The organism is Streptomyces sp. NPDC001816, from assembly GCF_042892235.1.
In the GTDB taxonomy this organism is placed as follows: domain Bacteria; phylum Actinomycetota; class Actinomycetes; order Streptomycetales; family Streptomycetaceae; genus Streptomyces.
Genome location: NZ_JBIATY010000001.1, coordinates 276281 through 295883, shown reverse-complemented (window position 1 = coordinate 295883; position 19603 = coordinate 276281). Strand labels below are relative to the sequence as shown.

General features: G+C 71.1%; 14 protein-coding genes and 4 pseudogenes. 9 read left to right on the top strand and 9 right to left on the bottom strand.

What is annotated here, in order from left to right; translation table 11 throughout:
- Positions 1 to 46 precede the first annotated feature (46 nt).
- Positions 47 to 502: pseudogene (locus ACFYZZ_RS01320) on the bottom strand (cellulose binding domain-containing protein); the annotation flags it as partial.
- A gap of 266 nt (positions 503 to 768) precedes the next feature.
- Between ACFYZZ_RS01320 and ACFYZZ_RS01315 the strand changes: the two are divergent.
- Positions 769 to 3462, top strand: coding sequence for a SpoIIE family protein phosphatase (locus ACFYZZ_RS01315; protein ID WP_389169962.1), 2694 nt, complete (start codon positions 769 to 771; stop codon positions 3460 to 3462).
- On the opposite strand, the gene ACFYZZ_RS01310 is transcribed toward ACFYZZ_RS01315, so the two are convergent.
- Positions 3443 to 4915 (bottom strand): ATP-binding protein, encoded by a 1473-nt coding sequence (locus ACFYZZ_RS01310; protein ID WP_389169960.1) that lies wholly within the window; start codon positions 4913 to 4915, stop codon positions 3443 to 3445. The genes ACFYZZ_RS01315 and ACFYZZ_RS01310 overlap by 20 nt on opposite strands.
- Positions 4916 to 5096: 181 nt before the next feature.
- The gene (gene acnA / locus ACFYZZ_RS01305) at positions 5097 to 7826 is read right to left on the bottom strand and encodes an aconitate hydratase AcnA (protein WP_389169957.1); all 2730 of its coding nucleotides are present in this window, start codon (positions 7824 to 7826) and stop codon (positions 5097 to 5099) included.
- 245 nt (positions 7827 to 8071) lie between these two features.
- Here acnA and ACFYZZ_RS01300 point away from each other — a divergent pair, with 245 nt between their 5' ends.
- The 8 genes and pseudogenes from ACFYZZ_RS01300 to ACFYZZ_RS01265 all read left to right on the top strand — a co-directional run.
- Positions 8072 to 8404 carry a hypothetical protein gene (locus ACFYZZ_RS01300; protein ID WP_389169954.1) on the top strand — a complete coding sequence of 111 codons (333 nt, stop codon included), beginning with the start codon at positions 8072 to 8074 and terminating at the stop codon, positions 8402 to 8404.
- 149 nt (positions 8405 to 8553) lie between these two features.
- Positions 8554 to 10083: a UDP-N-acetylglucosamine 1-carboxyvinyltransferase gene (locus tag ACFYZZ_RS01295; protein WP_145884138.1), complete on the top strand. Its 1530-nt coding sequence runs from the start codon at positions 8554 to 8556 to the stop codon at positions 10081 to 10083.
- Positions 10084 to 10322: 239 nt separating this feature from the next.
- On the top strand, positions 10323 to 10544 hold the full coding sequence (locus ACFYZZ_RS01290; protein WP_389169951.1) for a hypothetical protein: 222 nt from the start codon (positions 10323 to 10325) through the stop codon (positions 10542 to 10544).
- On the top strand, positions 10541 to 10891 hold the full coding sequence (locus ACFYZZ_RS01285; RefSeq protein WP_389169948.1) for a hypothetical protein: 351 nt from the start codon (positions 10541 to 10543) through the stop codon (positions 10889 to 10891). Before ACFYZZ_RS01290 ends, ACFYZZ_RS01285 begins: the two co-directional genes overlap by 4 nt.
- A gap of 134 nt (positions 10892 to 11025) precedes the next feature.
- A pseudogene (locus ACFYZZ_RS01280) lies at positions 11026 to 11384 on the top strand (MerR family DNA-binding protein).
- 88 nt (positions 11385 to 11472) lie between these two features.
- Positions 11473 to 12270, top strand: a complete 798-nt coding sequence (locus ACFYZZ_RS01275; protein WP_389169945.1) for a VOC family protein — start codon at positions 11473 to 11475, stop codon at positions 12268 to 12270.
- 21 nt (positions 12271 to 12291) lie between these two features.
- Positions 12292 to 12474, top strand: a pseudogene (locus ACFYZZ_RS01270) (TfoX/Sxy family protein); the annotation flags it as partial.
- Positions 12475 to 12491: 17 nt separating this feature from the next.
- Positions 12492 to 12665: pseudogene (locus ACFYZZ_RS01265) on the top strand (helix-turn-helix domain-containing protein); the annotation flags it as partial.
- A gap of 54 nt (positions 12666 to 12719) precedes the next feature.
- On the opposite strand, the gene ACFYZZ_RS01260 reads toward ACFYZZ_RS01265, so the two are convergent.
- The 6 genes from ACFYZZ_RS01260 to ACFYZZ_RS01235 form a co-directional block, all read right to left on the bottom strand.
- Positions 12720 to 13892, bottom strand: coding sequence for an MFS transporter (locus ACFYZZ_RS01260; RefSeq protein WP_389169942.1), 1173 nt, complete (start codon positions 13890 to 13892; stop codon positions 12720 to 12722).
- Complete coding sequence (locus ACFYZZ_RS01255) at positions 13892 to 14395, bottom strand: GNAT family N-acetyltransferase (protein WP_389169940.1); 504 nt, start codon at positions 14393 to 14395, stop codon at positions 13892 to 13894. The genes ACFYZZ_RS01260 and ACFYZZ_RS01255 overlap by 1 nt, the downstream gene beginning before the upstream one ends.
- Before the next feature lies 1 nt (position 14396).
- Positions 14397 to 15605 carry a type III PLP-dependent enzyme gene (locus tag ACFYZZ_RS01250; RefSeq protein ID WP_389169937.1) on the bottom strand — a complete coding sequence of 403 codons (1209 nt, stop codon included), beginning with the start codon at positions 15603 to 15605 and terminating at the stop codon, positions 14397 to 14399.
- Complete coding sequence (locus ACFYZZ_RS01245) at positions 15602 to 16900, bottom strand: DUF6271 family protein (RefSeq protein ID WP_389169934.1); 1299 nt, start codon at positions 16898 to 16900, stop codon at positions 15602 to 15604. The genes ACFYZZ_RS01250 and ACFYZZ_RS01245 overlap by 4 nt, the downstream gene beginning before the upstream one ends.
- A complete protein-coding gene (locus ACFYZZ_RS01240; protein WP_389169932.1) occupies positions 16897 to 17916 on the bottom strand; it encodes a phytanoyl-CoA dioxygenase family protein in 1020 nt (339 codons plus the stop codon). Before ACFYZZ_RS01240 ends, ACFYZZ_RS01245 begins: the two co-directional genes overlap by 4 nt.
- Positions 17917 to 18107: 191 nt before the next feature.
- Positions 18108 to 19595: a glycoside hydrolase family 3 protein gene (locus ACFYZZ_RS01235; protein WP_389169930.1), complete on the bottom strand. Its 1488-nt coding sequence runs from the start codon at positions 19593 to 19595 to the stop codon at positions 18108 to 18110.
- Positions 19596 to 19603 lie beyond the last annotated feature (8 nt).

Here is a 19603-nt window from a genome sequence, read left to right as displayed (position 1 = left end):
CGCGGACCCGGTGTGCACGGCCACCGGGTCCGCCCAGAGCGACTCGACCGACCTGACAGGCAAGGGTCGCGGAGGCATCACCGCCAGAGCCCTGGACGGCGTAGCCGAACGTCGTGCTCCGACCCGGACTCAGCGGGCCGTTCCAGTCGGCGTTGTGGACCATCACGTCCTGTCCGGTGCAGGCGGCGTTGCCGTTCCGGAGGGCGGCCACCGACTGCCCGGCGGGCAGCGTCCAGTCGACCATCCAGCCGAGCGTCGGGGCGTCACCGCTGTTGGTGACCGCCACCTCGGACTGGTGACCGCCGGGCCAGGTGCCGGTGGTCCGCCGCGTCGCGGTGCAGGTGCCGGGCGGGGGTTCGGAGGGGGTGCCGGGCTCACGGACGTCCGTGACCTCTCCGTTGCCGCCGTCGAAGACGACGTCGGAGCAGGAGTAGAAGGTCTCCGCGCTGTCCGAGCGCCGCCAGACCATGTAGACGATGTGCCGCCCCGTCTTGTCCGCCGGTCAACTTGACTGTCGCAGACATGACACAACTCCCTCTTGATGGTCTCAGTCGTACCGTAGGAAGACAGGGCGGGAGCGTCCGCGCGATCCGGGCGGGTTCCGGTCCATCCGGCCTGTCAGGCCCTCGGACTTATGGGAGCGATCCCACTACTTGCGCGTGAGCTAGCGCGCACAGCGACACACGGACCGGCATACCGGCCGGAATGTGATGTCCATCGCTTGGTCCAGCCGTAGTCACCCGGAAAGGCCGGTGCTAGAAATATCGCATGTGGGACCTTTTGGCCCGATTCAGGCACCTCTCAAGGCGTGCGGTGGTCGGCAAGAGCCCCCGTAGCGTCGCCGGGCAGGTCTTCGTCCTCCAGGTGGCGCTGGTGGTGGTGCTCGTGGTCTGCGCCGTCATCGCCCTTGTCCTGCAGTCGGAGCGTGACACCAGCACGGAGGCCAAGCGGCGGTCCATCGCCGTCGCGCAGACCTTCGCGCACTCGCCTGGCGTCCTCCAGGCCCTGCAGACCGCCAAACCCTCGAAGGTGCTCCAGCCGCTCACCGAGGCGGGGCGCAAGAGCGCGGGCGTCGACTTCATCGTCGTCATGGACACCAAGGGGATCCGCTATACCCACCCCCTGCCGAGCAAGATCGGCCATCGGTTCGTGGGCGAGATCGCGCCGTCCCTGGCCGGGAAGGTCTACACCGAGAGCGTCCACGGCCCGCTCGGCCACGAGGTGCAGGCGACCGTGCCGATCAGGGACGACCACGGCAAGGTGGTCGCCCTCGTCTCCGCCGGGCTGAAGGTCAAGAACGTGACCAGCGAGGTGAACCGGCAGCTGCCGATCATCCTGGCCGCCGGGGCCGGCGCACTCCTGGTGTCGACCGGCGGGACGGCCCTGGTGGGCAGGCGGCTGCGGCGGCAGACCCACAGCCTGGCTCCGGCCGAGATGACCCGGATGTACGAACACCACGACACGGTCCTGCACTCGGTGCGGGAAGGCGTGCTGATCGTCGCCGACGACGGGCATCTGCTGCTGGCCAACGACGAGGCCAGGAGGCTGCTGGAGCTGCCCCCCGAGGCCGAGGGGCGCAACGTGCGGGAGCTGTCGGTCCTCGACCCGGAGATGGTGGAGCTGCTGGTCTCCGGGCGCGAGGCCACCGACGAGGTGCACTTCGCCGGGGGACGGCTGCTGGCGGTGAACCAGCGGCCGACGGACCGCGCGGGAGGCCCCAGGGGAACCGTGGTGACGCTCCGGGACTCCACCGAGCTGCAGGCGGTGTCCGGCAGGGCGGAGGCCGCCCGGGAGCGGCTGGAGCTGCTGTACGACGCGGGACTGGGCGTCGGCACCACCCTCGACGTGGTCCGTACGGCCGAGGAGCTGGCGCAGCTCGCCGTCCCGCGCTTCGCCGACTTCGTCACCGTGGACGTGGCCGACGCCGTGCTGCACGGAGAGGAGCCGGCCCGCACGGCGACGGACATGCGGCGCGTCGCCGTGAACGGCATCCGGGACGACCACCCGCTCTACGAGAAGGGCCGGCTGATCGACTTCCTGCCCTCCACCCCGCAGGCGCGCGGCTACGACGCCGGCCGCTCCGAGCTGGTGACCGACCTGTCGGCCGCACCGGGCTGGCAGGCGCAGGACCCGAAGCGGGCCCGGCAGATCGTCGAGTTCGGCATCCACACGCTCATCGCCGCCCCGATCAAGGCCCGCGGTTCCGTGCTGGGCATGGTCAACTTCTGGCGGTCCAAGCGGGACGCCTTCGACGAGGAGGAGCTGTCGCTCGCCGAGGAGCTGGTGGCCCGGGCCGCGGTCAGCATCGACAACGCCCGCCGGTACACCCGCGAGCACGCCCTGGCGGTCACCCTCCAGCGCAGCCTGCTGCCGCGGGCGCTGCCCGAGCAGAGCGCCCTGGAGGTCGGCTACCGCTACCTCCCGGCCCAGTCGGGTGTGAGCGGCGACTGGTTCGACGTGATCCCGCTGCCGGGGAGCCGGGTGGCGCTGGCCGTGGGAGACGTGGTCGGGCACGGTCTGCACGCGGCCGCGACGATGGGCCGGCTGCGGACCGCGGTGCACAACTTCTCCACGCTCGACCTGCCGCCCGACGAGCTGCTCAGCCATCTGGACGACCTGGTGGGCCGCATCGACCAGGACGAGTCGGCGTGCGCGGAGTCGGCCGGGGACATCGTCGGCGCCACCTGTCTGTACGCGATCTACGACCCGGTGACGCGGCGCTGTGTGATGTCGCGGGCCGGGCACCTGGCGCCCGCGCTGGTCCACCCCGACGGCAGCGTCACCTTCCCCGACCTGCCGGGCGGACCGCCACTGGGCCTGGGCGGCATGCCGTTCCGGACGGCCGAGCTGGAGCTGGCCGAGGGCACCCAGCTCGTCCTGTACACCGACGGGCTCATCGAGGACCGCAGGCGCGACCTGGACGTGGGCATGGAGCTGCTGCGCCAGGCGCTGGCGGGGCACCCGGACCGGAGGCCGGAGGACAGCTGCCAGGCGGTGCTGGACGAGCTGCTGCCCGAGCGGCCCAAGGACGACGTCGCCCTGCTCATCGCGCGCACCCGGGCGCTGCCGCCCGAGAACGTGGCCGACTGGGACGTGCCGCGCGACCCGGCCGCCGTCTCGGGGATGCGTGGCGCCGTGTCCGAGAAGCTGGAGGAGTGGGGCCTGGCCGAGCTGGGCTTCGGCATGGAACTGGTGCTGAGCGAGCTGATCACCAACGCCATCCGCTACGGCTCCGACCCGATCCACGTCCGGCTGATCCGTGACCGCACGCTGGTGTGCGAGGTGGCCGACGGCAGCAGCACCTCGCCGCATCTGCGCTACGCCGCGACCACCGACGAGGGCGGCCGGGGCCTGTTCCTGGTCTCGCAGATGACCGAGCGCTGGGGCACCCGGTACACGCCCCAGGGCAAGGTGATCTGGGCCGAGGTGGCGCTGCCGGACTTCACGTTGTTTGAGGAGTGAGGGGCTCGACGTAGAGCGGCCGAGCGGTCGCGGGGAGTTCGACCGTGAACTCGGTCCGGCCCGGGGCGCTGGTCACGCTGATGCCGCCGCCGTGTGCCGCGGTGATCCCCGCGGCGATCGCGAGCCCGAGGCCCGAACCGCCCTGGGAGCCGGGCGCCCGGGACCGTGAGGTGTCGGCCCGGGTGAAGCGTTCGAAGACGGTCGGCAGGAGGTCGGGCGGGATTCCGGGGCCGTCGTCGCGGACGCGGATCAGGTGGCGGCCCGCGGTGGACTCGACGGTGGCGGTGACGGTCGTACCGGGCGGTGTGTGCGTGCGCGCGTTGGCCAGCAGGTGGGCCACCACCTGGTGCAGCCGGGCCGCGTCCCCGGCGACCGAGGCCGGGGTGTCCGGTCGCAGTTCGAGCCGCCAGACGTGATCGGCGCCGGCCGCCCGGGCGTCCCACACGGCCTCGGCGACCACGGCGGCGAGGTCCACCTCGGCACTCTGCAGCGGGCGTCCCTCGTCGAGGCGGGCGAGCAGCAGCAGGTCCTCGACCAGGTCCGTCATACGGGCCGACTCGGCGAGGACGCTGCGCCAGGCGAGGTCGGGGGCGACGCGGTTCATCAGCTCCGCGTATCCGGCAATGGAGGTGAGCGGGGTGCGCAGTTCGTGGCTGGCGTCGGCGACGAAGCGGCGCATGCGTTCCTCGCCGCGCCGGCGTTCGGCGAGCGAGGCCTCCACGTGGTCGATCATCCGGTTGAGGGCGGCGCCGACCTGGCCGGCCTCGCTGCCGGGGTCGGTGTCGCGTGCGGGCACCCGGGGCAGCGCGGTGATCTGTCCGTGGCCGAGCGGGACCCGGGCGACCTCGACGGCGGTTGCGGCGACCCGGTCGAGCGGGCGCAGCTGCCTGCGGATGACGACCGCGCAGACGCCGCCGGCGAGCGCGAGTCCGGCGGCCCCGACGATCGCCTCGATCTCGACCAGCCGGCCGAGCGTGGCCCGGACGTCGTCCATGGGCAGGCCGGTGAGGACGCGGATGCCGCTCGCGTCGAGGGCGGTGACGCGGTAGGTGCCGAGTCCGGGCACCGTCCGGGTGTGCACCGAGCCGTCGGCCCGGATGCCGGTGAGGGCGGCGCGCTGGGCGGAGGTGAGGGTGCGCGGGGCCGCGTCCCGGGTGACGACCGCGGCGGAGACGAGGTGCCCGGCGGCATCCGGCCGGGCGGCGAGCAGCCCCTCGCTGTGGCCGCCCTCGCCGAGGAAGGCGAGGTCGGCGGGGCGTTCGGGGTGGAGTGCGGCTCCGCCCACGCTGCGTTCGGCGGCGTCGCTCACCCGGTCGTCCAGGGTGCCCATGAGATAGGCGCGCTGGGCGAGGACGGTGGTGAGGGCGAGCGCGGCGCACACACCCACGAGGGTGACGGTGATGAGGACCAGCAGGCGTGTGCGCAGCGAGCGGGCCCACGGGCGGCGGCTCATGTACCGATCCTGTCCCGGTTCGCTGGGGGAAGCCTGTGTTCCGTCTGAGGGTGGCTGATGACCTTCGTGACGGCCTCCGTGACGCCCTTCCTGATGCCCTTCGCCGTACCTGGTCAGGGCACGGCGAAGGGCCGCACCCCCGTCACCGGGGATGCGGCCCTGTACCGCCGTGCGCTGCCGCTTACTTGCGGATCAGGTTGCGCAGGACGTACTGCATGATGCCGCCGTTGCGGTAGTAGTCGGCCTCACCGGGGGTGTCGATGCGGACGACCGCGTCGAACTCGACACCGGTGTCGGTGGTGACCTTGACGGTGCGCGGCGTGGTGCCGTTGTTCAGCTCGGTGACGCCGGCGAAGGAGAAGGTCTCCTCACCGGTCAGGCCGAGGGACTCGGCGGAGGCGCCCTCCGGGAACTGCAGCGGCAGGACGCCCATGCCGATGAGGTTCGAGCGGTGGATGCGCTCGTACGACTCGGCGATGACGGCCTTGACGCCGAGCAGCGCGGTGCCCTTGGCGGCCCAGTCGCGGGACGAGCCGGAGCCGTACTCCTTGCCGGCCAGGACGACCAGCGGGATGCCCTGCTCGATGTAGTTGCGGGAGGCGTCGTAGATGAACGAGACCGGAGCCGCGTCAGCAGTCGCAGCCTGGGTGAAGTCGCGGGTGTAGCCGCCCTCGGTGCCAGGCGCGATCTGGTTGCGCAGGCGGATGTTGGCGAACGTACCGCGGATCATGACCTCGTGGTTGCCTCGGCGGGAGCCGTAGGAGTTGAAGTCACGACGCTCGACACCGTGCTCGGTCAGGTACTTGCCCGCCGGGGTGTCGGCCTTGATGGCGCCGGCCGGGGAGATGTGGTCGGTGGTGACCGAGTCGCCCAGCTTGGCCAGGACGCGGGCGCCGGTGATGTCGGCGACCGGGGCCGGGTCCATGGTCATGCCCTCGAAGTACGGGGGCTTGCGGACGTAGGTGGACTCGGCGTCCCACTCGAAGGTGTTGCCGGTCGGGACCGGGAGGGACTGCCACTGGGCGTCGCCCGCGAAGACGTCCTGGTAGGACTTGCTGAACATGTCCTCGCCGATGGCGTTCGCCACGACGTCGTTGACCTCGGCCTCGGTCGGCCAGATGTCGGTCAGGTAGACCGGGTTGCCGTCCTGGTCGGTGCCGAGGGCGTCCTTGGTGATGTCCACCCTCATGGAGCCCGCGATGGCGTACGCGACGACCAGCGGCGGGGAGGCCAGGTAGTTCATCTTGACGTCGGGGTTGATCCGGCCCTCGAAGTTCCGGTTGCCGGAGAGGACCGAGGTGACCGCGAGGTCGTGGTCGTTGACGGCCTTGGAGACCTCCTCCGGCAGCGGGCCGGAGTTGCCGATGCAGGTGGTGCAGCCGTAACCGACCAGGTTGAAGCCGACCTTGTCGAGGTACGGGGTCAGCCCCGCCTTGTCGAAGTAGTCGGTGACGACCTTCGAGCCCGGGGCGAGGGTGGTCTTGACCCACGGCTTGCGGGTCAGGCCCTTCTCCACGGCCTTCTTCGCGACGAGCGCGGCGGCGACCATGACGTACGGGTTCGAGGTGTTGGTGCAGGAGGTGATGGCCGCGACCGTCACCGCACCGTGGTCGAGGGTGTAGGTCGTGCCGTCGGGGGCGGTGACCTGGACCGGGTTGGACGGCGTGCCGTTGGGGTGGATGGCCGGGGCGTCGGAGGCCGGGAAGGACTCCAGCTCGGCCTCGTCGGCGGTGGAGACGTAGTTCAGGACGTCCGACTTGAACTGCTCGGCGGCGTTGGCGAGGACGATGCGGTCCTGCGGGCGCTTCGGGCCGGCGATGGACGGGACGACCGTCGACAGGTCCAGCTCGAGCTTCTCGGAGAAGTCCGGCTCGGCCTTCGGGTCCAGCCAGAGGCCCTGCTCCTTGGCGTACGCCTCGACGAGCGCGACCTGCTGCGCGGAGCGGCCGGTCAGGCGCAGGTAGTTCAGGGTCTCGTCGTCGATCGGGAAGATCGCGGCGGTGGAGCCGAACTCCGGCGACATGTTGCCGATGGTGGCGCGGTTGGCCAGGGAGGTGGCGGCCACGCCCTCGCCGTAGAACTCGACGAACTTGCCGACGACACCGTGCTTGCGCAGCATCTCGGTGATCGTGAGCACGAGGTCGGTGGCGGTGGTGCCGGTGGGCAGCTCGCCGGTCAGCTTGAAGCCGACGACGCGCGGGATCAGCATGGAGACCGGCTGGCCGAGCATGGCGGCCTCGGCCTCGATGCCGCCGACGCCCCAGCCGAGCACGCCGAGGCCGTTGACCATGGTGGTGTGGGAGTCCGTACCGACCAGAGTGTCGGGGTACGCCTGCCCGTTGCGGACCATGACGGTGCGGGCCAGGTGCTCGATGTTCACCTGGTGGACGATGCCGGTGCCCGGCGGGACGACCTTGAAGTCGTCGAACGCGGTCTGGCCCCAGCGCAGGAACTGGTAGCGCTCCTTGTTGCGGCCGTACTCCAGCTCGACGTTCTGCTTGAAGGCGTCGTTCGTGCCGAACTTGTCGGCGATGACGGAGTGGTCGATGACCATCTCGGCCGGGGAGAGCGGGTTGATCTTCGCCGGGTCGCCGCCGAGCGCCGCGACGGCCTCACGCATGGTCGCGAGGTCCACGACACAGGGAACGCCGGTGAAGTCCTGCATGATCACGCGGGCCGGCGTGAACTGGATCTCCTGCGAGGGCTGGGCCTGCGAGTCCCAGTTGCCGAGGGCGCGGATGTGGTCGGCGGTGATGTTCGCGCCGTCCTCCGTGCGGAGCAGGTTCTCCAGCAGGACCTTGAGGCTGTACGGCAGGCGAGCGGAGCCCTCCACCTTGTCCAGCCGGAAGATCTCGTACGACTCGTCGCCCACCTGCAGCGTGCTGCGGGCGTCGAAGCTGTTCGCCGACACGACAGTCTCCTTCATTGATGTGCGCGTACCACCGCAATCCTGCCGCCACGTCATCTTGGCCGATCCGCTGAGGTCAGGCTAAGTTAGGTAACCCTTACCAGGGTGGCGGCTGCGGTGCGCCTCGGCAGATATCTCGATGTCGAGATAACTCTAGTACATGGGCGCTGACTGGTCATGTCCGACCGGACCCCGCCCTGCCGTTTTTCGGTGGGGTCGACCACAGGGCGATGGACGAAGATCGCCACATGCCACTCGATACCGCACTGATCGGCCACTGGGACAGCTCCCCCTTCGACTACGGAGTGATGGAGGCGTCAGAACTGGCGTTCCTCGACGACGGGCGGGGCACCGGCACGCTGGCCAACGCCCTGGGGGAGGACGCCACGGAGTTCGTGTGGCACTGCCCGGAGCCGGGAGTGCTGGAGGTGCGCGACGAGTACGGCAGCGTCGAGCGGGTCCGTTACACCGTTGCACCCGCCGTACCGGTGCACGCCACGAACCTCGTACCGGCGGTCCGCTTCGAGCCGGCACTGTTCTTCGCCCGGGAGTACGCGAGGATTTGTGCGGCAAACGTGTGATTATGAGCGAAACCAGGACAGTGGACGACTACCGGTCGAATCCCCCACATAGTCCCACATAACCCGCATCTCCGCTGGTCATTGACATCCCGTCACCCGAATGGACCCCCCAACAGGCGCCATCTCATATCTGAGATAGCCTCAACCTCATGGCAGACGACTACCTCGTACGCATCGGCAAGCTCATCCGTGACGCCCGGCAACACCGTGGCTGGACACAGACGCAGCTCGCGGAGGCGCTCGGCACCAGTCAGAGCGCGGTCAATCGCATCGAGCGCGGGAACCAGAACATCAGCCTTGAGATGATCGCCCGCATCGGTGAGGCCCTCGACAGCGAGATCGTGTCCCTGGGCTATGCGGGTCCGATGCATCTGCGGGTGGTCGGCGGCCGTCGGCTCTCCGGCGCCATCGACGTGAAGACCAGCAAGAACGCGTGCGTCGCCCTGCTGTGCGCCTCGCTGCTGAACAAGGGGCGCACGGTGCTGCGTCGGGTGGCCCGGATCGAGGAGGTGTACCGCCTGCTGGAGGTGCTCAACTCCATCGGCGTGCGCACCCGCTGGATCAACGACGGGGTCGACCTGGAACTGGTGCCGCCGGCCGAGCTGGAGATGGCGGCGATCGACGCGGAGGCTGCCGTACGCACCCGCTCGATCATCATGTTCCTGGGCCCGCTGCTGCACCGTATGGACGCCTTCAAGCTGCCGTACGCCGGTGGTTGCGACCTCGGCACCCGGACCATCGAGCCGCACATGATCGCGCTGCGCCGGTTCGGCCTGGACATCGCGGCCACCGAAGGTCAGTACCACGCGCAGGTCGACCGCACGGTCCGCCCCGACCGTCCGATCGTGCTGACCGAGCGCGGCGACACCGTGACCGAGAACGCGCTGCTGGCCGCCGCCCGGCACGACGGCGTGACGGTCATCCGCAACGCCTCCTCCAACTACATGGTCCAGGACCTCTGCTTCTTCCTGGAGGCGCTGGGCGTCAAGGTCGAGGGCATCGGCACCACCACGCTCACCGTGCACGGCGTCCCGAACATCGACGTCGACGTCGACTACTCCCCCTCCGAGGACCCGGTCGAGGCGATGAGCCTGCTGGCCGCCGCGGTCGTCACGGAGTCGGAACTGACCGTCCGCCGCGTCCCCATCGAGTTCCTGGAGATCGAGCTGGCGGTCCTGGAGGAGATGGGCCTCGACCACGACCGCAGCCCCGAGTACTTCGCGGACAACGGCCGTACGCGCCTGGTGGACCTCACGGTCCGCCCCTCCAAGCTGGAGGCGCCCATCGACAAGATCCACCCCATGCCCTTCCCGGGCCTGAACATCGACAACGTCCCCTTCTTCGCGGCCATCGCGGCGGTCGCGCAGGGCCAGACGCTGATCCACGACTGGGTCTACGACAACCGCGCGATCTACCTGACCGACCTCAACCGCCTCGGCGGCCGCCTGCAGTTGCTGGACCCGCACCGGGTCCTGGTCGAGGGCCCGACCCGCTGGCGCGCCGCGGAAATGATGTGCCCGCCGGCCCTGCGCCCCGCCGTGGTCGTCCTGCTGGCGATGATGGCGGCCGAGGGCACGTCGGTGCTGCGCAACGTGTACGTCATCAACCGGGGTTACGAGGACCTCGCGGAGCGCCTGAACTCGATCGGGGCGCAGATCGAGATCTTCCGGGACATCTGAGCGCCGTTCGACGGGATGTCGCCGCACCTTGGCTGACCTGCGTGGGCGCGGGCCTTGCGAGGTGCGGCGGCGCCTGTGGGACTTTTCCGGGATCTTGGACCTCGCCCGAAGCGCTCCCGCTCGGACCGGTCTTTACGGAGATGCTGTCACGGCTACACGGACGCCGAGTACACCCGTATCCGCGCGAACGTCGCCGGAGCGCTCGCCCGTGAAAGCCCCTTGCAACTCCGCGCTGGCGCTTGCCGCTGTCGAAGTACATTTTCATCGCCTCGGAGTACCTGGCCCAGCTCAAGGCAGAGAGCGGTTTCGCCGACGTACCGCCGGAGCGGACGGCCCGAGCCCAAATGCAGGAACTGGCCGCCCGCTACAACGGCGGACCGTACGACGAGGACCCGGACACCCAGGAATACGGTCGGGGCTTCGACAGGAAATTGGACGACGCGAAAGAGGCGCTGCGGTGAGCTCAAGCGCAGATTCGACCACCGCGGTACGCGAGAGCCGACGGCCAAGGGTCTCCAGCCGGATCGGCACCGGTGTGTGCGCGGTCGTCCTCGCCCTGGCAACCTTGGTCACCGGCTACGTCGTGCTCACGGCCTTCATGGTCGAGCCAGACGGCCCCTGGGACCGACAGGCCGTCACCAACTCTCATGTCGCGGCCAGCGTCAGCTTGGCCTTCTGCTCTGTGATGGCGCTGCTGACGTGGGTATTCGTCAAGGCCGAGTGGCTCCGCAGGTGGTGGTACGCCGTCCCCGTGGTGCTAGCACTCGCCGCACTGCTGCGGCTGACCCTGTTGGCCCCCAGTCTCTGATCACCCGTCTCTGACGAATCAGCGGCCACCTACGCGCCTGTCCGCAGCTCCGGTCGGTATGCCGGGGCCAGAGTCTGGCTGCTGCATGGTGCCGGGGCGTCATCGCCGCGCGGACCGTGACCTGCGATGACACGATGGTCGTCGTGACGCCTCCGGTCGGCGGCGTCGAGCAGCGCGACGCCGCCGGCCGCCGCCGCTACGGGACCGCAGACCTCACGCGCGTCGCTGTCATCCTGCCCGCCAAGGAGGCAGGCTCTCCCTCGACACCATCCGCACGCTGACCGCCGCCGCCGACCCCGCCGAGCGCCGGGACATCCTGCGTGCAGAGGCCGAGGCGCTTCGCTCCCGTATCGCGGCCGCGCAGGCATCCCTCGAACTGGTCGAATGCGCTCTCGGCTGCGACCACGAGGACTTCACCCGATGCGCCCATTTCCGCCAGCTGGTGGCAGATCGCATCGGCAAGCATGATGCCGTCCGCACCTCCGTTCCGTGACGGGGTGCCGGTGCGCGGCCGACGGGCGGTTGTCAGTGCCTGGTGTCACGCTGGGTTCACACAGGATCCACGGAAGGCGGCCATAGCGATGATCAGCACGGACTTCGCCCCGGGTTCCCCCTGTTGGCTTGACCTCGGCGCTCCCGACGTCCCTGCCGCCGCGGCCTTCTACGGCGCCGTGCTCGGGTGGGAGTACCAGTCCATGGGCGAGGGGGAGGACATGGAAGGCGGCATGTTCCGGAAGGACGGCAAGATCGTCGCCGGGCTCGGCAAGCTCACCGAGGAGGGCGCGCGCTCGGCCTGGATGATCTACTACAGCGTCACCGACGCGGATGCCACGACCCAGGTCGTGGAGCGCGCGGGCGGCACGGTGCGGGTGGCCCCGATGGACCTCGACGACTGGGGCCGGATGGCGCAGTACAGCGACCCGTTGGGGGGCCAGTTCGCCGTCTGGCAGCCCGGGACGGACAAGGGCGTCGAGCTGGTGGACCAGCCGGGCTCGCTGTCGTGGACCGAGCTGTTCACGAGCGACGCCGCGGCCGCGAAGGAGTTCTACGGCGGTGTCTTCGGCTGGCAGTTCAGCGACATGCAGCTGCCCGGCGGCGTGGGCACGTACTCTCTCATCACCCCCGCGGGTCTTCCCGAGGACCGTATGCAGGGTGGCCTCATGCAGGTCCCTGCGGAGCGCCTCGGCCTGACGCACGGACGGCCGTACTGGCACCCGGTCTTCCATGTCGCCGACTGCGACACCGCGGTCGCCAAGGTCACCGAGAACGGCGGCAGCGTGCAGATGGGGCCCGAGGACATGGAGGGCGTCGGCCGGATGGCCATCTGTCTGGACCCGTCGAACGCCGACTTCGTGGTGCTCACCCCGACCCGGAGCTGAGCCGCGACAAGGGGGTGTCTGATGGCCTACGACGAGGGGCTGGCCGAGCGGATCCGCGAGCGGCTCGGCGCTGATCCCGGCATCGCCGAGAAGCGCATGTTCGGCGGGATCGCGTTCCTGTACCGGGGCAACATGGCTGTCGGCGTGACCGGCGGCGACCTCATGGTCCGCGTCGGCCCGGACGCCACCGACGCGCCCCTGGCCCGGCCGGGGTCGCGGCCCCCGCGGCCTACGTCGAGTCCGCCCGCGTCGAGGCGGCGCGCAACCGGCCGGAGACGACGGACGACACGCTCGAACGCGTCGCGTCCGCCTGCGGTTTCCACACCGTCGACACGCTCATCCGCGTGTTCCGCCGCAGGCTCGACACGACGCCGACGGAGTACCGGAGCCGGTTCTGGCACTCCGTCCAGTCCCCCTGGTCCCCCTGGTCCCCCTGGCCCCCCGGTACGTCACCCGGCCGGCACCGGCACCCGGTCCTGCCACGGGATGCGGGTGGCGGCCAGGGTGACGATCAGGGCCGAGGCCGCGACCGTGGCCATGCCCAGGGTCAGACCGCCCGCGCCCGCGACGAAGCCGATCACGGCGGGGCCGGCCAGCAGTCCTGTCGTGCCCATCGCGGCGACCAGGGACAGCGCGTCCGAGCCGCGTTCGGCGGCGGCGACGTACACGCACGGCGTCACGGCGGCCGCGCCGAGTCCGACGCAGGCGAATCCGAGCAGGGTGGGCACCACCCCGCCGGCCGGCAGGGCGAGGGCCAGGCCGAGGCCGGCCACGGCGCTGCCGGTGCGCACCACGCGTCCGTCGCCCCAGCGGCTGCGCCAGCGGTCCGCGCGCACCCGGGCGAGCAGCATCATCACCGAGACGACCGCGATGCCCAGCGGCGCCACCGTCGAGGAGGCCTTGACGACGTCCCGCATGTAGAGGGTCGACCAGTCGTTCATGGCGCCCTCGGTGATGGTGCCGAACGCCATGGCGCAGCCCATCAGCAGGGTCTTTCCGGACGGCAGGGTCAGGCGTGCGCGCTGTTTCGGTGCCTTCTCCGGGTCGGCGGGACCGGCATCCGGGTGCGGGAGGAGGCCCGGGCGCGCGTAGCCCAGCAGGAGCAGCAACAGGGCCGCTGCCACCGCGAAGTGGGCCGGAACGGACGCCGTGGTGGCGGTGATGCCGGAGGCCAGCAGGGCGGCGGCGAGCAGGCCCGCGCTGAACGTGGCGTGCAGCTGGGACATGGCGGTGCGGCCGTACGCCGTCTCCAGGGCGGCGCCCTGGGCGTTCATGGCGACGTTAAGGCAGCCGACGGCGACACCGTCGCCGCAGATGACGAGGAGGGCGAGGGGGTAGTTCGGCACCACCGAGAGGGCCGCCAGCAGCGCCACCAGGCACAGGGCGGAGGCGAGGGACAGCCGCCGGGAGCCGAGTCTGCGCATCAGGACGGCGACGAGCGGGTAGGAGGCCGCCGCGCCCGCGCCGCAGGCCATCAGCAGCAGCCCGAGTTCCCCTGCGCCCAGGTCCAGCCTGGTCTTCAGGGCGGGCAGCCGGGCGGCCCAGGTGGCGTACTGGAAGCCGAGGAAGCAGAACAGTGCCGCGATCGCCCACTTGGCGCGGCGGAAGTCGGAGTTCTCCATCAGCTCGCCTCCCGGTAGGCGGCCACCCGGGCCGACATGTACACCGCGTCGCTGCCGTAGCTCGACGGCAGCCGGGCCTCGCGGTGCGCCCGGTAGCCGTTGGCCCGCCAGAAGGGCTCCTTGCCGCCGACCGCGATCAGCGACATGGTGCGGAAGCCGCGGGCGCCGGCCGCGTCCGTCAGGTGGCGCACCAGCCGGCTGCCCAGCCCCCTGCCCCGCAGGGGCGCGCTGATGACGAGGTCGTGCAGGTGGAGGTTGGCCGAGTAGTGGGCCACGCGCTCGGGCCGGGTCAGGTCCGGGTAGCGGAACATCGGGTACGGCAGGGCCAGGACGTAGCCCGCGATCCGGCCGTCGAGGTCCAGGACGAAGCAGGTGCCCGCCGCGGCCCGGGACCGCAGCGCGGCCTCGCCCTCCGTCAGCGCGGTGTCCGCGTACGCCCCGGCCTCCAGGGCGGTGACCTGGGGCCAGTCGGCCTCGGTGATGCCCCGTACGAGGTCTCTCATCTCAGTGTTGTCCTTCCGGGCCGCGGGTGCAGACGCACGGCAGCGGGCGGATGCCGTTGAAGCCCTGGGTCGTGTAGCTGGTGGCGTAGGCGCCGGCGGACAGGATCCAGACCGGGTCGCCGGAGACGAGGTCCCGCGGGACGCGCACCGGGTGCCGGCCGCCGCCGTAGGCGTCGTCGCTGTCGCAGGTCGGGCCCGCGACGACGGCGGAGACGTACTCGCCGTCGCCCGCTGAGTCGTCCTCGTCGGCCTGAGTGGGAAAGACCAGCCGGTAGCTCAACTGGTCCATCTCGTAGAGGCCGTTGAACTTTCCGACGCTCAGGTACAGCCAGCGGGCGTGCGTCCCGTCCGGCTGTGCTCGCCCGGTCAGCCGGTACACGTGGGCGCGGACCGCACCGTGGTCGGCGACCAGGTGCCGCCCCGGTTCCAGGACGAAGCCGAGCGGGGCGGCGGTGAGGCCGCTCAGGCGCTCCATGCCCTCCCGGATCACGGTGAAGATCTTGTCCAGGGGCGGGTCGAGGGGGTTGCCGTCGCGGTCGAGGTAGCCGAGCCCGGGCAGGCCGCCGCCGAGGTTGACGTGGTCCGGTACGATCCCCAGCCCGTCCAGCGTCACCAGCACCTCGGCGATCGAGTCGAGGGCCTGCTGCCATGCCTCGCCGGTCAGCTGCTGGGAGCCGACGTGCACGGACAGGCCGGCCGGGACGAGTCCGGACGCGTGAGCCGTGGTGAGGATCGAGACGGCTTCCTCGGCCGAGCAGCCGAACTTGCGGCTCAGGCCCCACAGGGCGCCGTCCCCGCTGGTGGCGAGGCGGCAGAACACTCGGGCGCCGGGGGCGTGTTCGGCGATCGCCCGGACGTCCTGCACGCTGTCGGTGGCGAAGGTGCGCACGCCCAGCCGGTGGGCCTCGGCGATGTCCGTGTCGGACTTGACGGTGTTGCCGTAGTGGATCCGGTCCACGGGCACGCCGGTGCGCAGGGCCTGGACGATCTCGGCGGGGCCGGCCGCGTCGAAGCCGGCGCCCCGGTGTGCGAGGCACCGCAGCACCTCGTCCACGGGGCAGGCCTTCAGGGCGAAGCGGACCTGGATGCCGGGCAGTTCGGCCAGCAGCCGGTCGTACTGGGCCTCGATGCCGTCGAGGTCGTAGACGATGCGGTCCGCCGGGGCGGCTGCCAGTGCGGCGGCCAGCCGCGGGCTGATCTCCACGCTCACCAGCCCTCGTGTCCGGCCGCCTCGACCAGGTGCGGCCAGGCCTCGGTCAGCAGGGCGAAGTCCTCGATGTCCCGGCAGGCCTCGGCCAGCAGCTGCAGGCGGCGCCCGGCCAGTCGCTCGGCGAACTCCTCGTAGCGGCCGCCGAGTTTGCGGTAGGCGGTGTCGACGCGGTCCAGGCGCCACACGTTCTCGGCGCGGTCCAGGGTGGTGCTCTCGCGCAGGAACTCCACGATCCGGTCGGCCCGTACGTGCTGCCGGTCGTCGAGGAGCCGGGCGCCCTCGGCGGCCATCCGGTCGTAGACGTGGTGGAAGTAGTGCATCGACAGCAGGAACTTCACGAACCGGGTCTGGTAGGCCAGGAAGCCCGCGTCGGTACGGCGTTCGGGAGTGTAGAAGTTCTCGATGTGCCGGTTGTGCAGGATGCCGGGCAGCGTGGCGTCGTGGACGAGGTGGATGAGGAAGTAGTCGCTGCCGATGGTGTCGGTGGCCGGGGGCAGTGGGATCCGCTCGTACACGTCGCGGTGGAAGGCGATGTTGCACATGTCGACCCGCATCGGGTCCACGAGGGTCAGCGTGGCGTGGTCGCCGGTGAAGGGGGCCGTGCCCGCTCCGGTGAAGGACTCCTCGACCAGCTGCCGCCGATCCTGCGGCGACGCGTCGGCGGGCGCCCACAGGCCGACCACGTCGTGGTAGACGCCCTCGTCCAGGCGCCGTATCTCGGCTATGTCGACGGAGAGTTCACCGATGAACGAGGCACCGGCCAGCGACACCGGACGCTCCGCGTGGGCCGGGTCGAGGTCCGTGCAGGTGACGGAGGCCGAGGCCTCCCCGGCGGGCCTGCCCAGCCAGGGGAGTTCGTGGTGGACGGGGAAGACCGGTTGCCCGTCCAGGAGTTGGTAGGTGCTGTCGGAGTCCCTGCGGTGCACCGAGTGGCAGCCGAGGGCGGTGGCCAGCAGGAAGGCGCGGTCGGTGCAGGAGCCGTAGGAGACGCCGGAGGGGAGAAGGAGGGTCAGCATCCGGTCCGGCTCTGCCAGGCCGGCCCGCCGGATCACCCTGCGCAGGAAGTCGCGCTGCGGGTCCTCGCCGAGGTGGTGCACGGTGACGTTCGCCGCCGGGGGCAGTGCCGCCGCGACGCGGGCGTGCTCGGCGCGGGTGAGGTCGTCGGAGGAGTCGAGGATCAGGAGCTGGACGTCCGCGCCGAACTGCTCGGCGGCGTAGGCGGCTTCCCGGTGGATCGCGGTGACGGTGGCGGAGCAGGCCCGGTTGGTGGGCAGGCACAGGCAGATCCGGTTCACCGTGCCGCCCAGGAGTCGAGGCCCAGCAGCTTGCGGCCCAGGTCGTCCAGTTCGGCGGGGCCGTACCGGAGGGCCTCCGGCCTGCGCGCGTCGCCGAGCAGGGTGCCGTTCCAGTCGGGGGTGCCGAGCGTGCGCCAGGACTCGACGCGCGACCTCCGCAGCTCCGTGTGCTCCTCCAGGGCGGGCATCATCGACAGGTACTGGACGGCCCGGACAGCGCCCGCGGAGTGGTTCGGTGCCACGCCGTGCGCCAGCAGCCCGTTGAAGATCAGCAGGTCGCCGGCCTGGAGGTCGGGGCGGACCACGGGGAACTCGGCGCGGTCGATCGCGGGCCGGATCGGGTCGCGGCCGGCCGGCTGGGCGATGCGCCACTGCTCGAAGTGGCGGAACAGCTCCGGTGCGCACTGGAAGCCGCCGAGTTCGGGCCGGCTGTCATTGAGGGCGATGATGCCCTGGACCCGCTGTGGCAGCACGGCGAGGGTGGTGTCGACGTCCCAGTGCAGCTCGATGTCGAAGCCCTCGTCGGTCGGCTCGATCAGGGAGCGCGAACGCGTGTGGATGTTGGGCGGGTTGAGGTTGAGCCGGTCCAGGGTGACCCACAGCTCCTCACAGTCCCACACGTCCACGAAGGCGTCGTAGACGCGCCGTGCCTGGCGGCTGTCCCAGATCAGCTGGTGGTGGTACGCCTCCACGAAGCCGTAGATGAACAGGTGCTGGTCGAGTTCGGAGCGGAACTCCGGTTCCTCGTACCAGGTTTCGGGGCGGTCGGGGTCGAGGCCCTGGAAGTCCCAGGCGAATTCGAGCAGGCTCTTCGCCTCGCCGGGGGTGATGGCCTCCCGGACGACGACATAGCCGTACGTCTGCCAGAAGGCGAAGTCCTCCTCGGACAGCACCCGCAGGGGCCGGGACTTCTCCAGGTCGCGCAGGGGTGTCGGGGCGAGGTACGTCTCGCCGTCCGCACTGAAGTAGGGGCGGCCGGACGCCGCTCGGTGGAGATAGGGGGTGGGTTTGTGCATGCCGTCACTCCGTGGTGATCGAACTGAAGCGCCCTCCCAAGCTGGACTAGACCAATTGAGGGTGTCAACGATTACCGGTCAGTACCCCCGTCAAAGTGCCGCCCAACTGCCGTACATCTGCCGCCGGTTGAGCAATGCAAAGGCCGACACCGGAGATTTCCGGTGTCGGCCCGAGCGGGTGACGGTGGGGTTCAGCCCGCGACGACCGCCTCCGCCGCGGCGATCCCGCAGACGCGGGCCGCGCCGTGGGTGGCGATGTGCAGGGCACCGCGCGGCGGGGCCTGCGGCACGCCCATCTCGACCACGACGGTGTCCGGCCGGGCGGCGAGCAGGGTGTCGAGGGCGGAGCCCATCCAGGTGTGCCGGTGCTCGTCACGGACCACGGCGACGACCCGGCGCCCGGCCGCGGCCGCGACGGCCTCGCGGCCCGCGTCGGGCCCGCTGAAGGAGCCGGCCGTGCTGCCCGGCAGCAGGCGCAGCAGCTCGGCGGCCACACCCCAGGGGGTCTCGTCGCCCACGGCGATGTTCGGGGCCGGGTTGAACTGGGCGACGTGGACCGGCTCGGTGAGCGGCGCGGCCGAGCCGTGACGGGTCACCGTGAGGGCTCGGCGGGCGGCGACGAGCCCGATCTCCGGTTCGGGTACGACGGCTTCGGCGTCCTTCCTGGTCTCGGCCGTCCACCGCGCCAGCGCCCGCACCCGGGCGGCCGCGTCGGCCAGGCGCTCCTCGGGCAGCTCGCCGGAGCGTACGGCGGCCACGAGCGCGTCCCGCAGCTTCAGCACGGTCGCCTCGTCGCACAGGCCGCCGCCGACGCAGATCGCGTCCGCGCCCGCCGCGATTGCGAGGACCACGCCGTGCTCCAGGCCGTACGTCCCGGAGATGGCGCGCATCTCCATGCCGTCCGTGACGATCAGGCCCTGGTAGCCGAGTTCACCGCGCAGCAGCTCGGTGAGAATGCGCCGGGAGAGGGTGCCGGGGCGCTCCGGGTCGAGGGCGGGGACGAGGATGTGCGCGCTCATCACGGCCCGGGTACCGGCCGCGATGGCGGCACGGAAGGGCGGCAGTTCGCGCGCGTACAGCGTCTCCGCGTCCACGTCGATCCGCGGCACGGCGTGATGGGAGTCGACGTTGGTGTCGCCGTGCCCGGGGAAGTGCTTGGTGCACGCGGCGACGCCGGTGGACTGCAGGCCCTCGACCCAGGCGGCGGTGTGCCGGGCCACCAGCGCGGTGTCCGCCCCGAAGGAGCGCACGCCGATGACGGGGTTGTCGGGGTTGGCGTTGACGTCGGCGGACGGCGCCCAGTCGAAGTTGACGCCGCAGGCGGCGAGGCGCCGGCCCAGCTCGCGGGCCACGCCCCGGGTGAGGGCGGGGTCGTCGACGGCGCCGAGGGCGTGGTTGCCGGGGAAGGAGGAGCCGGTGCGCACGTCCAGGCGGGTGACGTCGCCGCTCTCCTCGTCGATGGCCACCAGCAGGTCGTCGCGCTCGGCGCGCAGCTCGGCGGTCAGCGCGGTGACCTGCTCCTCGGTGACGACGTTGCGGCCGAACAGGGCGACGGAGGCGAGGCCTTCGCCGAGGCGGCGGCGTACCCAGTCCGGCGCGGTGGTGCCGTCGAATCCCGGCTGCAGCACCGCGAGGGCGTTCCGGGTGAGGGTTTCTGAGCCAGTGGCGAGCGTTGTCATCGGCGGTG